We start from the raw sequence: 14179 nt of genomic DNA, 5'->3' as shown, positions 1-14179 counted from the left end.
CGTCCGAATCCCGGCCGATCGGCCAGCGCTGCCGCATTGCTAGGCATCGCGCCGCCAAACCGGTACCATCATGCACTCATTTAACCGATTGCCCGACGCGACATAAGTATGGAATACAGAAGCTGGATGTGCCTGATTTGTGGCTGGATTTATGACGAAGAAGCGGGACTGCCCGAGGAAGGAATTGCGCCGGGTACTCGCTGGGAAGACGTTCCAATTAACTGGACGTGTCCCGAATGCGGCGCACGCAAGGAAGACTTCGAAATGGTCCAGATCTGAGCAGAGGCTCGGATGTCGCAAGGAAAAACCGCGCCGCATGGATGGGATGCCTTCATGCGGCGCGTCTTGTTTACGTGTGGGCAATAAGCGTGCGGTTCGCTTGGTGGTTCGTGGCGCGCATGACGGTCAGGTTAGACCACAGTTAGATCAGTGGGCAGGAACGCTCGGCCAGCGAGTTGGCTCGACCCGACTCGACTCTTCCGGCGTGTGTCCGGGTTTTATCGCCAGAGGGGATGCGGCGGCATGCATCGGCGAAAATGCGCCCGGGTTCGATCAAGATCCATCCGATGCATGGCGTAGCGCCGTGCATCGGCTCGTGAGCGTTCCATGACAACTCAATCCGGCTTGAGCAACACGTTCCAGGCATTGCCCAATCCGCGCGGAGGCGCCGTGCGGATTGCGGAGATGGCGCTGACTGACGCGCTGCACGCATTCGTGCGCGATGGCGACACGCTCGGCGTCCTGCGCCGCGGGATTGGCGCGTTGCACTCGGCGGGCTGGCTGCCGGCGCAGCGTTTCGGCGAGACCTTGGTGATGGTGTCGCCGCTTGCCGGGCTGAGCGAAAAAAATCGCAACCAGTTCGCTGAAGCGTTGCGCGATTTCAGCGCGGCGGTGGAGCGCCGCAATCTGCGCGAGCTCGCCTGTTCCACGCTGCTGTTCGAGCATTATCGCGGGCTGCATGCGCTGATGGCCGCGCATACCCGCGCCGCGCCCGTTTCCTTCGATGACCTCGCGCTCGCCGGCCGTGCCATTGCGCCGGCCACGCTGCGCTCCATTTCCTCCGAACGCCTCGCTCGCGTGCGGGCGCACTATGAACGGGCGTTGCTGATGCTGCTGCGTTCGAAGGCCGGTGAGCTGAAGGGCGAGGCCGAAATTGTTTCTATCCTCGACGCCTGTTTAGCCGATCTTGCCGGTCCCGATCCCTACGATTTCTGGCGTCTGGCAGGCGCGGTCGTCGAAGCATTGCGTTTGCAGCCCGATCCCGACACCGCCGCCGACGCACGTCGCCTCTACGCTCGCTTCAACCTGGTTCTGGCCGATCAGGCGCATGGTTTGTCGCATGCGCCCAAGTCGCTGGTGCGCGCTGCGCTGGCGCTGTTATGGCGCGATTACGCGTTATACGGCGCGTCGGCGGAGGACTCCGTCCAGGTCGATGTGTTGCGCGATTACGGCTTGACCGTGGACTGGCACGTCGCGGCGTCGCAGGCATCCGAGGACGCGTGGGAGCGCAATGTGGAGCAGGCGCGTGACGCTTCCACTCGCGATCTGGGCGTAGTGCGCGTGAACGCCCTTGCGTACGAAGACTTTCTGACAGGTGCCGAGCCGGCGATCGGCGCGTTGATCGAGCATGGGATGTCGGCGCGGGAGGCTGGCCGTATCGCCGTACCGGCTGCGCTCAAAGCAGCCGACGCGGCGTATCGGCTGGGTGCGGCGGCGTGTGCGTTGGGGCTGGGTCATGTCGCGTTGCTTGCCGACACGCTCGGGCTCGCGTGGCGGCGGATTGCGTACGAGGCACAGACGAGCCCGGATGGCTCGCCGCTCGATGCCGCGATTCCCGAGCGCGCGGCCCAGGCGCTCGGCGCGATGTTGCATCAGGCTGCGGCGGGCATTGCACCGTCGGAGGGCGGCGCGTCTGTTGCAGCGCTGACCGCGATGATCGAACGGGGCATGGCTGTCACGCGATAGGGTTTGTTCAAGAGCGCCTTAGCCGCAGAACCCCCGCGTAAAGGCGCTACTTGACCGCGGCGTACCGCGCCAGTGTGATTTTGCGTGCCGTATCGTGATCGACGACCGGCATGGGGTATTCAGCGCCCAGCGAAATCTTCGCCGCCTTCAACGCGTCCGGTTTCGCTTTCCACGGCGCGTGGATGTCTTTATCCGACAACGCGGCAAGTTCCGGCACGTAATGACGAATGAACTTGCCGTGGGTATCGAATTTCTCCGACTGCGTGACCGGATTGAAAATACGGAAATACGGCTGCGCGTCGCAACCGCTAGACGATGCCCACTGCCACCCGCCATTATTCGATGACAGCTCGAAGTCGTTCAGCATCGACTCGAAATACCGCTCCCCTCGCCGCCAGTCAAGCCCGAGATCCTTCGTGAGAAAACTCGCCACGACCATCCGCAGCCGGTTATGCATATAACCCGACTGATTCATCTGGCGCATGGCGGCATCGACTAGCGGATAACCCGTCCGGCCTTCGCACCACGCGGCGAAATTGGCATCGGCGGTGTCTCCCGTTTCCCACTCGATACGGTCGTATTCCGGCCTGAACGCCTTGTGGTCGCCCGGGACGCCAACATACGGAAAATGGTGCAGCACCGAGAAATAAAAATCTCGCCAGATCAATTCGGACAGCCACGTTTGCGCGCCCTGATTGCCGTGACGCTGAGCGTCGTGTGCGGTACGGGCCAACGCGCGAATCGAGATGGTGCCGTGTCGCAGATGCACGCTGAGATAACTCGGACCTTTGGCCGACGGAAAGTCGCGGGTCCGGTCGTAATCGACCATGCGGTCGCGGAAGTCATCGAAGAGCTGGTACGCGCCGCTCGATCCTACCGGCAACGCGGGCGCGTGCGCGGCGCTGAAACCGAGCGATTCCAGCGACGGAATGCCGTGCTTCACGCCAGTTGGCGGGCGCACCAAAGCAGCGAGGTTTTCTTCCGACGCATACGGCTTCAACGCATCGGGCGTCAGTGACGTGAGCCAGTTGCGCTTATAGGGCGTGAACACGGTGTAGGGCTTGCCTGCGCCCGTCAGCACGTCATTCTCATGAAAGATAACCTGGTCCTTGAACGTGAAAAACGCCACGTCCGCGCTGGCCAGTTTCCCCCCGATATCCTCGTCCCGCGCCTTCGCAGACGGCTCGTAGTCGCGATTCGTGAACACCGCGTCAACGCCGCAGTCGCGGGCGAGCGCGGGAATCTCGTGCGACGGCAAACCGTGCCGCACCATCAGGACGCCGCCCGCGTCGCGCAGGGTTTTATCGAGTTCGATCAGGCTGGCATGAATAAACGGCACGCGACGATCGTTTTGAGGCAAAGGAGAGAGAATTTCGCTGTCGAAAACGAAGGCGCACAGCACCCGGCGACAGCGTGTTAGTGCGTGATAGAGTGCAGCATGGTCTGCTACGCGCAGGTCTCGTCGAAACCAGACTAGCCCCAGATCAAAGTCGGCCATCAAGCAGCGCCTTTGCTAAAATTCGAATTATGTCCAACACTTCCGATCGCATCAATTTGACCAATCAGTTCCTGATCGCCATGCCAAACATGGCCGATCCCACGTTCTCGGGGACTGTAGTCTACCTTTGCGATCACAGCGAGCGCGGTGCGCTCGGCCTGGTGATCAACCGGCCGACCGACATCGACCTCCAATCGCTTTTCAATCGCATCGACCTGAAACTCGAGATCGAGCCGCTCGTGCATCTGCCCGTCTATTTCGGCGGCCCGGTGCAGACGGAACGCGGCTTCGTGCTGCACGATCCGGCCGACGGCGATGTCTACACCTCGTCCATGAGCGTTCCCGGCGGTCTCGCCATGACCACGTCGAAAGACGTGCTCGAAGCGGTCGCGAGCGGCAAAGGGCCTGCACGCTTCCTGCTCACGCTCGGCCATGCCGGCTGGGGCGCGGGGCAACTGGAAGAAGAAATCGCCAAGAACGGCTGGCTGACCGTGGAAGCCGATCCGCGGATCGTCTTCGACGTACCCGCCGAGGACAAGCTGCAAGCGGCGTTGTCGTTGCTCGGCGTATCGCTTTCCATGCTGTCGGGCGAAGCGGGCCACGCATGACGGGTGACACCCGCACTGACGCGCGCACCGAAGCCACGCTGCTCGCCTTCGATTACGGCGAGAAACGCATTGGCGTCGCGGTCGGCAATACGTTGACCGGGCACGCCCGGGCGCTGACGGTGTTTGAAAACCGCAGCCGTGAATATCGGTTCGAAGTAGCCGGTCAATTAATTGATGAATGGAAACCCATGACGGTGATCGTCGGGCTACCCATGCACCCCGACGGCGCGCCGCATGAAATGACGCAACTCGCCACGCGTTTCGGCAATCAGCTGAACGGTCGTTTCAGCGTGCCGGTGAGCTGGGTGGACGAGCGGTATTCATCGGTGGAAGCGAAGGCCGAAATGAAGCGCAACGGCGTGAAGATGAATGCGAAGGGCCGTTACGACGATATCGACGCCGAAGCCGCGCGGGTCATCCTCCAACAGTATCTAGACGGACTTGACGACAAATCATGAGTTCCATTGATGCCGAGGCGCTGTATCGCGAGTTGCTTGGGCAGATCCGCGCGGCTTATGGTGAATCGCTGACGCAAGCTGGCGCTCCGGTGCTCGCGGGTATTTACAGCGGCGGCGTGTGGCTCGTCGAACGGCTCGCCAAAGATCTGAACGTGGCCGGATTCGGCGTGGTGAACGTGTCGTTGCATCGCGACGATTACGCAAAGAAGGGCCTGCACAGCCAGGCCAGCCCGACGTCGCTGCCGTTCGAAGTAGACAATCAACAAATCCTGCTGGTCGACGACGTGCTTTCAACGGGCCGGACCGTGCGCGCCGCCGTCAACGAGCTTTATGATTTCGGCCGTCCGGCTTCCGTGGAACTCGCCGTGCTCGCCGATCGTGGTGGCCGCGAGTTACCCATGGCGGCGCGTTTTACCGGCGGTTTAGTCGATGTACCCGCGAACGCCAATCTCGTGCTCACGCAGCGCGACGACGGCACGCTGGCGTTCACGACTGAAGCTCGCACGGACTAAAAACGCGCACGGACACAAACAGCAGCGAATAGCAGCGCCACCTCTCCCCAGACAAGAAATAACGCACCACCAGGATCGACATGCACACGGCCACCCAGGGTTCTGCCGAAAGCCGCGAGCCGGACAGAAAACCGGCGTCTTCGCGCTATGGTTTTCTCAAAGGCAATCCACAGCTCACGAAGAACGGCGAACTCAAGCATCTGCTCACCATAGAAGGACTTCCACGCGCCGTCGTCACGCATATTCTCGATACCGCCGAACAGTTCGTCAGCGTGACGGATCGCGAGATCAAGAAAGTGCCGCTGCTGCGCGGCAAGTCAGTCTTCAACCTGTTCTTCGAGAACTCCACGCGCACCCGGACCACATTCGAGATCGCTGCGAAGCGACTCTCGGCGGACGTGCTGAATCTGAATATCAATGCGTCGTCCACGAGCAAGGGCGAGTCGCTGCTCGACACCATCAACAACCTCTCGGCCATGCACGCGGACATGTTTGTCGTGCGTCATGCGTCGAGCGGGGCGCCGTATCTGATTGCCGAGCATTGCGCGCCACACGTGCATGTCATCAATGCCGGCGACGGGCGTCATGCACACCCGACACAGGGTTTGCTCGACATGTACACCATCCGCCATTACAAGCGCGATTTCACGAATCTGCGTGTGGCTATCGTGGGTGACATTTTGCATTCGCGCGTCGCTCGCTCTGATATTCACGCGCTGACCACGCTCGGCGTGCCGGAAGTGCGCGCGATTGGTCCGCGTACCTTGCTGCCGAGCAATCTCAATGAGATGGGCGTGCACGTGTATCACAACCTCGACGAAGGCTTGAAGGGCGTCGATGTGATCATCATGCTGCGCTTGCAGAATGAACGCATGAGCGGCGCGTTGCTGCCCTCGGCGCAAGAGTATTTCAAGTCCTGGGGACTCACGCCCGAGCGTCTCGCGCTGGCTGCGCCCGACGCTATCGTGATGCATCCCGGACCGATGAATCGCGGCGTGGAAATTGATTCGCAAGTGGCCGACGGCCCGCAATCCGTGATCCTCAACCAGGTCACATTCGGAATTGCCGTGCGGATGGCGGTAATGGGCATCGTTGCCGGAAATCACGACTAACACCATGAAGATACATATACAGGGTGGCACGCTCATTGACCCGGCTACGGGCACGGAAACCCTGGCCGATGTGTTTATCGCGGCGGGGAAGATCGTAGCCATTGGCGATGCCCCTGCCGATTTCAACGCGGCGCGGGTGATCGATGCAAAAGGCTTGGCTCTCGCGCCGGGTTTTGTCGACCTGAGCGCGCGGTTGCGTGAGCCGGGTTTTGAACACAAGGCTACGCTCGAGTCCGAAATGGCGGCCGCAGCCGCAGGTGGCGTGACGAGTCTCGTCTGTCCGCCCGACACCGATCCCGTTCTCGATGAACCGGGGCTTGTCGAAATGCTCAAGTTCCGCGCGCAGAAGCTGCATCAGGCGCACGTGTATCCGCTCGGCGCGCTGACGGTAGGACTCAAGGGCGAGGCGATCACCGAAATGGTCGAGTTGACCGAGTCGGGTTGCATCGGCTTCTCGCAGGCGGATACACCGATTGTCAATACACGCACGCTCCTGCGCGCGCTGCAATATGCGACCACGTACGGGTACGCCGTGTGGCTGCGTCCGCAAGACTCTTACATGGCGAGCGGCGGCGTGGCGGCGAGTGGCGCGGTGGCGTCGCGACTGGGGTTGTCGGGCGTGCCGGTGTCGGCGGAAACCATCGCGTTGCATACCATTTTTGAGTTGGTCCGGGTCTCGGGCGCGCGCGTGCACTTGTCGCATTTGTCGTCGGCGGCGGGCGTTGCGCTCGTGCGCGAGGCGAAGGCCGAGGGCTTGCCCGTGACCTGCGACGTGACCATCAACCACGTGCATCTGACTGACATGGACATCGGTTATTTCAACTCGCAATTTCGTCTCGATCCGCCGTTGCGCTCGCAGCGTGACCGCGACGCGATTCGTGCGGGGCTGGCCGATGGCACTATCGATGCAATCTGCTCCGATCACACCCCGCTCGACGATGACGAAAAGCTGCTGCCCTTCGCCGAAGCCACGCCGGGCGCGACTGGGCTGGAACTGCTGCTGTCGCTGACGGTGAAATGGGCGCGTGAGGCGCGCGTACCGCTGGCGAAGGCGCTCACGCGTATCACGACTGCGCCGGCCGGCGTGCTCAAGCTGAACGCCGGGCGTATTGCGGTGGGCGAATCAGCCGATCTCTGTCTCTTCGATCCCGCCGCCGAATGGCTCGTCGAGCCCGCCAACCTCAAGAGCCAGGGGCACAACTCACCGTTCCTCGGTTATGAATTGCCGGCGCGTGTGCTCATGACGCTGGTGTCGGGGCATATCGCCTATGAAGCGCGCTGACCGGTCCTGACCATGTTCGCTTTCCGCAAAGTACGGATTTTTGGGCATCTGCTTCACGGCATGTGGACGGTCGCCACGCGTTTCCCGAACGCGACGCCGCAGGTGCGCATGGAGCTGAATCGCCTCTGGTCGGTTGAAATGTTGCGTCGATGCGGGATGAAGCTTGTCGTGCACAACGATCAGGCGCGGCTCGATAGCGGCGCGCTCGTGGTCGGCAACCACGTGTCCTGGATCGATATCTACGTGATCAACGCGTGGCGGCCGACGCCGTTTGTATCGAAGGCGGAGGTTCGCCAATGGCCGCTGGTCGGCTGGCTTGCGCAACAACTCGACACGATCTTCCTTCAACGCGAAAAACGTAGCGATGCGAAACGCATCATGCATGAGCTGTCGGAGCGGCTGGTGCGCGGCGAACTGATGTGCGTGTTTCCGGAAGGGACGACGTCGTCTGGCGCGGACTTGCTGCCGTTTCACTCCAACTTGTTTCAGGCGGCTGTGTCGGCGTCTCGTCCGGTGCAACCGATCTGCCTGATGTACGAAGACGCGAACGGACGGCAATCGGCGGCGCCGGCTTATATCGATGACCTGACGCTGGCGTTCACGCTGAACGCGATGCTCCGCGATACGCCGCTGACAGCGCATCTTTACGTCTGCGATGCGATCGAGCCGGGTGCCGACAGGCGCGTGCTGGCGAAAGAGGCGCAGGCGGCGGTGGAGGCGGCGTTGCGGCGGATGCAGGCGGGGCTGGGGGCACCGGTGGCGGTTGTTAGCGACGACACGGGAGCGGTTGCCGAGTTCGAAGCGGTGACGCCGCGGCATTGAGCGTTTCAGTCGGTGACTACGCGGCAGTTCGGGCATTCCACCTGCGTCACCGTGCGTTCGGCCGGGTCGCTGGCCAACCGCACTGCCGTCAGCTCTTCGCCCCACACGCAGCCTGAATCGAGTCCGATGACGTTATCGCGGATGATGAGGCCGAGCGCGGCCCGATGGCCGAACACGACGGTCACGTCCGCCGTTCCGCGCGACGGCACGTCGAACCAGGGCATGAAGCCCGGGGGCGCCGAGTCCACGCCGCCGCTGGACGAGAAGTCCATGTCGCCTTCGGCGGAGCAGAAGCGCAGACGCGTCAGAGCATTGCACACCACCCGCAGCCGGTCGCTGCCCTTGAGCTTGGGTTTCCAGCGGGTCGGCTCGTTGCCGTAGAGGCTCGCGAGCGTTTCTTTCCAGTTGGGTGCGCGTAGAGCGCGCTGGAATTCATCGGCGAGTTCGAGTGTCAGCGCCACGTCCCATTGCGGCAGGACGCCCGCATGAACCATCAGCATGCCGTGATCGAAATGCGCGATCGGACGATGCCGGACCCAGTCGAGGAGATCCGCGGCGTCGGGAGCAGCCAGGATTTCGTCGATGGTGTCGCCTTTTTTCGACTTCCGGATCCCCGCCGATACCGACAGCAGGTGCAGGTCGTGATTGCCCAAGACGGCGACTGCACGGTCGCCGAGGGCGATCAGGTCACGCAGCGTGGCGAGCGAGTCGGGACCCCGATTGATGACGTCGCCGGCGAATCACAATGGGGTAGCGTCGCTCGGCGCGGCTTTCGTCAATAGGCGCTGGAAAGCTTCGGGCAACCCCGGATATCGCCAAATGCGAACGGTGGGACGTATTGCGCAGGAGAAAGCAGCATAAATGAGGCAAATTGGCTACAAAATCGGTGAATGAGTGTCGGAGGACGCGGGCGTATCAGAATTCGAAATGCAAGTGTATCCGCCGATGGTGGCCAGTCATTGTGGGCGCGATGACGGCACAAACGAGTAGTTTAACTGCCAAATTTCTTTGGGGCAGGCGGGTGTTGCAACCTTAGCGCTTTGAGGACAAGTGTGTGTCGTTTGAAACCACGCGCCGACTGGCTGGCGACGGTTCACCCCGCGCTCCAGTGCGCTCCACCGGATTTCGCCTGATGAACGTGAGGCACCCGATTGGCTAGGCGGATAGCTGTTATGTCACTGTGATATCTTCGCGACAACACAAAGTAGCTTGTGAATGTCCGATTGCGCGATTTCTTTTCGACTACGCTTCGATGGTTCGCGGCAATCAGATTTGTTAATCAACTTTTCGCGCAAAAATTACATGATCCTAGTGACCGGCGGTGCGGGTTTTATCGGCGCTAACTTCGTGCTTGATTGGCTGCACGTTTCTGAAGAAGCGGTGCTGAACGTCGACGCTCTGACCTATGCAGGCAATCTCGGTACGCTCAAATCGCAACAAGACAATGCCCGGCACGTGTTTGCCCGCGCGAATATTTGCGATCGCGCCGCGATGGATGCGCTGCTCGCCCAGCACAGGCCGCGCGCCATCCTGCATTTTGCGGCTGAGAGCCACGTCGATCGTTCGATCCATGGGCCGGCGGATTTTGTGCAGACCAATGTGGTGGGTACGTTCACGTTGCTCGAAGCGACCCGCGCTTATTGGACAACCTTGTCCGAGACGGAAAAAACCACCTTCCGCTTCCTGCATGTTTCAACGGATGAAGTGTTCGGATCGCTCTCCGCAATCGATCCCCAGTTCTCCGAGACCACACCTTACGCGCCTAACAGCCCTTATTCAGCCACGAAGGCTGGGTCGGATCATCTCGTCCGCGCCTATCACCACACGTATGGTCTGCCGGTCCTCACGACCAACTGCTCGAATAACTACGGGCCGTATCAATTCCCGGAAAAACTGATTCCGCTGATGATCGCCAATGCGACAGCCGGCAAGCCGCTGCCTGTGTATGGGGACGGCCAGAACGTGCGCGACTGGCTCTACGTCGGCGACCACTGCAGCGCGATTCGCGAAGTGCTTGCACGCGGAAAACCGGGAGAGACTTACAACGTCGGTGGTTGGAACGAGAAGAAGAACCTTGAAGTGGTCCACACACTTTGTGATTTGCTCGACCGCTTCAAGCCGAAATCGAACGGATCTTACCGTGATCAGATCACGTATGTGACAGACCGGCCGGGACACGACCGGCGTTATGCGATCGACGCGCGCAAGCTTGAGCGCGAGCTTGGATGGAAGCCGGCGGAGACGTTCGAAACCGGTCTGGCAAAGACTGTCCGGTGGTATCTCGACAACCAGGAATGGTCCGACGATGTAGCCTCCGGCGAGTACCTGAAGTGGGTCGAAACGAACTACGCGCAGCGTGCGCATAACTGACAGGAATCGACCATGGCACGCAAGGGCATCATTCTGGCTGGTGGTTCTGGAACACGGCTTTATCCGATCACGCATGTCGTCTCAAAGCAGCTGTTGCCTGTGTACGATAAGCCGATGATCTACTACCCGCTTTCCACGCTGATGATTGCGGGCATTCGTGACGTGTTGATCATCTCCACTCCGCAGGACACGCCGCGATTCGAAGCGATGCTCGGCGACGGAACCCAGTGGGGCATGAATATTTGCTACGAAGTGCAGCCATCGCCCGATGGATTGGCGCAGGCGTTCATTATCGGCAAGGAATTCATCGGCAACGATCCGTCGGCACTGATCCTTGGCGACAACATCTTTTATGGCCACGATCTCGTGAAGCAACTCGAGCGCGCCGATGCTCGTAGCGATTGCGCGACCGTATTTGCCTATCACGTCCAGGATCCCGAGCGTTATGGCGTAGTGGAGTTCGACAAGCAGTTTCGTGCGTTATCGATAGAAGAAAAACCCTTGAAGCCGCGTTCGAACTACGCGGTTACCGGACTCTATTTCTACGACAACCAGGTCTGCGACATCGCTGCCGATATCAAGCCGTCGCTGCGCGGTGAACTCGAAATCACTGACGTGAATTCCCGCTATCTTGAGCAGGAGAAACTGACCGTCGAGATCATGGGACGTGGTTTTGCATGGCTCGATACCGGGACGCACGATTCGCTTATTGAAGCTGCCACGTTCATAGCGACGCTACAAAAACGGCAGGGCCTGATGGTCGCGTGCCCGGAGGAAATTGCCTATCGTCGAGCATGGATTGACGACGAGCAGTTGCTCAGGCTTGCCAGGCCGCTCGCGAAGAATGCATATGGACAATACCTTCTCAACCTGTCAAACGATCAAGTCGCATGGTCATCCACGTAAGCGCCACCGCGCTGCCTGAAGTCAGGATCATCGAACCGAAAGTGTTCGGCGATGCCCGGGGCTACTTCTACGAAAGCTTTAACGGCCGCGAGTTCTCGGACCAGGTAGGAGTGGATGTTCAGTTCGTGCAGGACAACCATTCCCGCTCGGCCAAGGGCGTGTTGCGTGGTTTGCATTATCAGGTCGAGCACGCACAGGGCAAACTCGTGCGCGTGGTGGAAGGCGAAGTATTCGATGTGGCCGTCGATATCCGCAAGAGCTCGCCGAATTTTGGCAAGTGGGTGGGTGTGCATCTGTCGGAGGAGAACCATCGGCAATTGTGGGTGCCACCGGGTTTTGCGCATGGGTTTGTAGTGTTATCGGAGTCGGCGCAGTTTCTCTACAAGACGACGGACTACTGGTACCCGGCGCACGAACGCAGCATCATCTGGAACGATCCGGAAATTGGGATTGAGTGGCCGATCGATTTCGAACCGTTGCTGGCGGCGAAAGATGCGGCGGCCGTGCGGCTGGCCGACGCGCAGTACTTTACGTGAGAGCCTGTAGATGACCACCGGACACGAGCGGCAACTGATTTTGCTGACTGGCGCCAACGGCCAGGTTGGTTTCGAACTGGCGCGCAGTCTGCAGGGTTTGGGGCAAGTGGTGGCGTTGGATCGTAGCGGCCTTGATCTCGGAGACTCCGAACAGATTCGACAGATTGTGCGCGAACTGTCGCCTGCGTTGATCGTCAACGCGGCAGCTTATACGGCCGTGGATGCAGCCGAACGCGATGCGGCTGCCGCGCTGCGTCTCAATGCCGAAGCACCGGATATTCTAGCTCAGGAGGCAAAGCGTCTCGGCGCGTTGCTCGTTCACTACTCGACTGACTATGTCTTCGATGGCACGAAGGACGGTCCGTACGAGGAAGATGACGCCGTGAATCCGTTGAATGTCTATGGCAAGAGCAAGGTGGCCGGCGAGCAGGCGATTGCGGAGTCGGGTTGCGCGCATCTGATCTTGCGGACCAGTTGGGTATATGGCTCGCGGGGAAAGAACTTTCTCCGGACGATGTTGCGGCTTGGTGCGCAACGGGAGGAGTTGAGCGTGGTGGACGACCAGATAGGCGCGCCGACATGGTCCAGGACCATTGCAGCGATGACGTCCAATGTGTTGTCCCAGCTTCTTGTCCAGGATCGAGACGAGTGGCTGCGACGCTCGGGCATTTACCACCTGACGGCTTCTGGCGCGACCTCGTGGTGTGGCTTCGCTCAGGCCATCTTCGACACATCGACGCTTGCGAACAAGCCGGTGGTCAAGGCGATCTCCACCGCTGCCTACCCGGGTTCTACGACCGCTGCGGTCCGGCCGGAGAACTCCCGGCTATCGAACCATAAGCTGTTCGCGACTTTCGGACTGACGGCGCCTGACTGGCGCCAGGCGCTGGAGCTCTGCATGGCGGATTTGTTGCAAATCCCCGTGCAGGACATTTAGTCGATAACCGCGCGGCAGTTCGAGCATTCCACCTGGGTCACCGTGCGTTCGGCCGGATTGCTGGCCAATCGCACTGCCGTCAGCTCTTCGCCCCACACGCAGCCTGAATCGAGTCCGATGACGTTATCGCGGATGATGAGGCCGAGCGCGGCCCAATGGCCGAACACGACGGTCACGTCCGCCGTTCCGCGCGACGGCACGTCGAACCAGGGCATGAAGCCCGGGGGCGCCGAGTCCACGCCGCCGCTGGACGAGAAGTCCATGTCGCCTTCGGCGGAGCAGAAGCGCAGACGCGTCAGAGCATTGCACACCACCCGCAGCCGGTCGCTGCCCTTGAGCTTGGGTTTCCAGCGGGTCGGCTCGTTGCCGTAGAGGCTCGCGAGCGTTTCTTTCCAGTTGGGTGCGCGTAGAGCGCGCTGGAATTCATCGGCGAGTTCGAGTGTCAGCGCCACGTCCCATTGCGGCAGGACGCCCGCATGAACCATCAGCATGCCGTGATCGAAATGCGCGATCGGACGATGCCGGACCCAGTCGAGGAGATCCGCGGCGTCGGGAGCAGCCAGGATTTCGTCGATGGTGTCGCCTTTTTTCGACTTCCGGATCCCCGCCGATACCGACAGCAGGTGCAGGTCGTGATTGCCCAGGACGGCGACTGCACGGTCGCCGAGGGCGATCAGGTCACGCAGCGTGGCGAGCGATTCGGGGCCGCGATTGATGATGTCGCCGGCGAACCACAGTGGCGTGGCAGCGCTCGGCGCGGCTTTGGCCAGGAGGCGCTGGAATGCTTCGTGGCAACCCTGGATATCGCCGAAAGCAAGCGGTGGAGAGTATTGGGCAGGGGAAAGCAGCATAAGTGAGGCACTGGCTACAAAATCGGTGAAGGAGTGTCGGAGGACAGGCGCGTAACGGTGTTCTCAATGCCGGCGTGTCATCCGACGGTCGCAAGTCATTGCGGATGCGGTGGCGCCACAAGCGAGTAGTTTAACTGCCAAAATTCTTTGAGGTAGGCAGGTGTTGTGTCACAAGGATTGGATGTCGATGCGCTGGCGCATACTTGGGAACCTAGCGCGCTCTAATTGCATCGAGGCCGTGCCCGGCATGCATTCACCTGGGGCTTCTCCTTGGATCGATGCCGCCGCGTCCATGCATTTGCAACACAGAAGTGCCGATGCG

The 14179-nt window shown here is 60.8% G+C and carries 13 protein-coding genes and 2 pseudogenes; 12 read left to right on the top strand and 3 right to left on the bottom strand.

The window, feature by feature from the left end:
- The first annotated feature begins 108 nt into the window (after positions 1 to 108).
- Both ACSQ36_RS15675 and ACSQ36_RS15670 read left to right on the top strand, forming a co-directional pair.
- Entirely contained in the window at positions 109 to 279 is a 171-nt protein-coding gene (locus ACSQ36_RS15675) for a rubredoxin (protein ID WP_025527884.1), read from the top strand.
- Positions 280 to 606: 327 nt separating this feature from the next.
- On the top strand, positions 607 to 1965 hold the full coding sequence (locus tag ACSQ36_RS15670; RefSeq protein WP_436182583.1) for a hypothetical protein: 1359 nt from the start codon (positions 607 to 609) through the stop codon (positions 1963 to 1965).
- A 46-nt stretch (positions 1966 to 2011) separates the two neighbouring features.
- Here ACSQ36_RS15670 and ACSQ36_RS15665 read toward each other — a convergent pair whose 3' ends face one another.
- On the bottom strand, positions 2012 to 3463 hold the full coding sequence (locus ACSQ36_RS15665; protein ID WP_436182582.1) for a cryptochrome/photolyase family protein: 1452 nt from the start codon (positions 3461 to 3463) through the stop codon (positions 2012 to 2014).
- Positions 3464 to 3492: 29 nt separating this feature from the next.
- Between ACSQ36_RS15665 and ACSQ36_RS15660 the strand changes: the two genes are divergently transcribed.
- From ACSQ36_RS15660 to ACSQ36_RS15635, 6 genes and pseudogenes are all read left to right on the top strand, one after another.
- Positions 3493 to 4071 (top strand): YqgE/AlgH family protein, encoded by a 579-nt coding sequence (locus ACSQ36_RS15660; RefSeq protein ID WP_213767034.1) that lies wholly within the window; start codon positions 3493 to 3495, stop codon positions 4069 to 4071.
- Positions 4068 to 4539: pseudogene (gene ruvX / locus ACSQ36_RS15655) on the top strand (Holliday junction resolvase RuvX). The gene ACSQ36_RS15660 and the pseudogene ruvX overlap by 4 nt, the downstream one beginning before the upstream one ends.
- Complete coding sequence (gene pyrR / locus ACSQ36_RS15650; RefSeq protein ID WP_436182581.1) at positions 4526 to 5041, top strand: bifunctional pyr operon transcriptional regulator/uracil phosphoribosyltransferase PyrR; 516 nt, start codon at positions 4526 to 4528, stop codon at positions 5039 to 5041. Before ruvX ends, pyrR begins: the two are co-directional and overlap by 14 nt.
- 80 nt (positions 5042 to 5121) lie before the next feature.
- Complete coding sequence (locus ACSQ36_RS15645) at positions 5122 to 6153, top strand: aspartate carbamoyltransferase catalytic subunit (protein ID WP_436182580.1); 1032 nt, start codon at positions 5122 to 5124, stop codon at positions 6151 to 6153.
- Positions 6154 to 6157: 4 nt separating this feature from the next.
- Entirely contained in the window at positions 6158 to 7435 is a 1278-nt protein-coding gene (locus tag ACSQ36_RS15640) for a dihydroorotase (protein ID WP_436182579.1), read from the top strand.
- Positions 7436 to 7447: 12 nt separating this feature from the next.
- Positions 7448 to 8257, top strand: a complete 810-nt coding sequence (locus ACSQ36_RS15635; protein WP_436182578.1) for a lysophospholipid acyltransferase family protein — start codon at positions 7448 to 7450, stop codon at positions 8255 to 8257.
- 5 nt (positions 8258 to 8262) lie between these two features.
- On the opposite strand, the pseudogene ACSQ36_RS15630 reads toward ACSQ36_RS15635, so the two are convergent.
- Positions 8263 to 9116 (bottom strand): annotated as a pseudogene (locus ACSQ36_RS15630) (symmetrical bis(5'-nucleosyl)-tetraphosphatase).
- 443 nt (positions 9117 to 9559) lie between these two features.
- Between ACSQ36_RS15630 and rfbB the strand changes: the two are divergent.
- Genes rfbB through rfbD form a run of 4 tightly spaced genes read left to right on the top strand, consistent with a single transcriptional unit; the run spans position 9560 to position 13006 of the window.
- Positions 9560 to 10627: a dTDP-glucose 4,6-dehydratase gene (gene rfbB, locus ACSQ36_RS15625; protein ID WP_436182577.1), complete on the top strand. Its 1068-nt coding sequence runs from the start codon at positions 9560 to 9562 to the stop codon at positions 10625 to 10627.
- A gap of 12 nt (positions 10628 to 10639) precedes the next feature.
- Positions 10640 to 11533, top strand: a complete 894-nt coding sequence (rfbA, locus tag ACSQ36_RS15620; RefSeq protein ID WP_436182576.1) for a glucose-1-phosphate thymidylyltransferase RfbA — start codon at positions 10640 to 10642, stop codon at positions 11531 to 11533.
- On the top strand, positions 11518 to 12069 hold the full coding sequence (gene rfbC / locus ACSQ36_RS15615; protein WP_436182575.1) for a dTDP-4-dehydrorhamnose 3,5-epimerase: 552 nt from the start codon (positions 11518 to 11520) through the stop codon (positions 12067 to 12069). The genes rfbA and rfbC overlap by 16 nt, the downstream gene beginning before the upstream one ends.
- A gap of 10 nt (positions 12070 to 12079) precedes the next feature.
- Positions 12080 to 13006, top strand: coding sequence for a dTDP-4-dehydrorhamnose reductase (gene rfbD / locus ACSQ36_RS15610; RefSeq protein ID WP_436182574.1), 927 nt, complete (start codon positions 12080 to 12082; stop codon positions 13004 to 13006).
- Here rfbD and ACSQ36_RS15605 read toward each other — a convergent pair.
- Complete coding sequence (locus ACSQ36_RS15605) at positions 13003 to 13857, bottom strand: symmetrical bis(5'-nucleosyl)-tetraphosphatase (protein WP_436182573.1); 855 nt, start codon at positions 13855 to 13857, stop codon at positions 13003 to 13005. The genes rfbD and ACSQ36_RS15605 overlap by 4 nt on opposite strands.
- Between the last annotated feature and the right edge of the window lie 322 nt (positions 13858 to 14179).

Origin of the sequence: Caballeronia sp. LjRoot34, from assembly GCF_964253815.1 — a bacterium.
GTDB lineage: Bacteria > Pseudomonadota > Gammaproteobacteria > Burkholderiales > Burkholderiaceae > Caballeronia.
The sequence above is the reverse complement of the archived record's forward strand: the minus strand, read 5'-3'. Positions and strand labels throughout refer to the sequence as shown.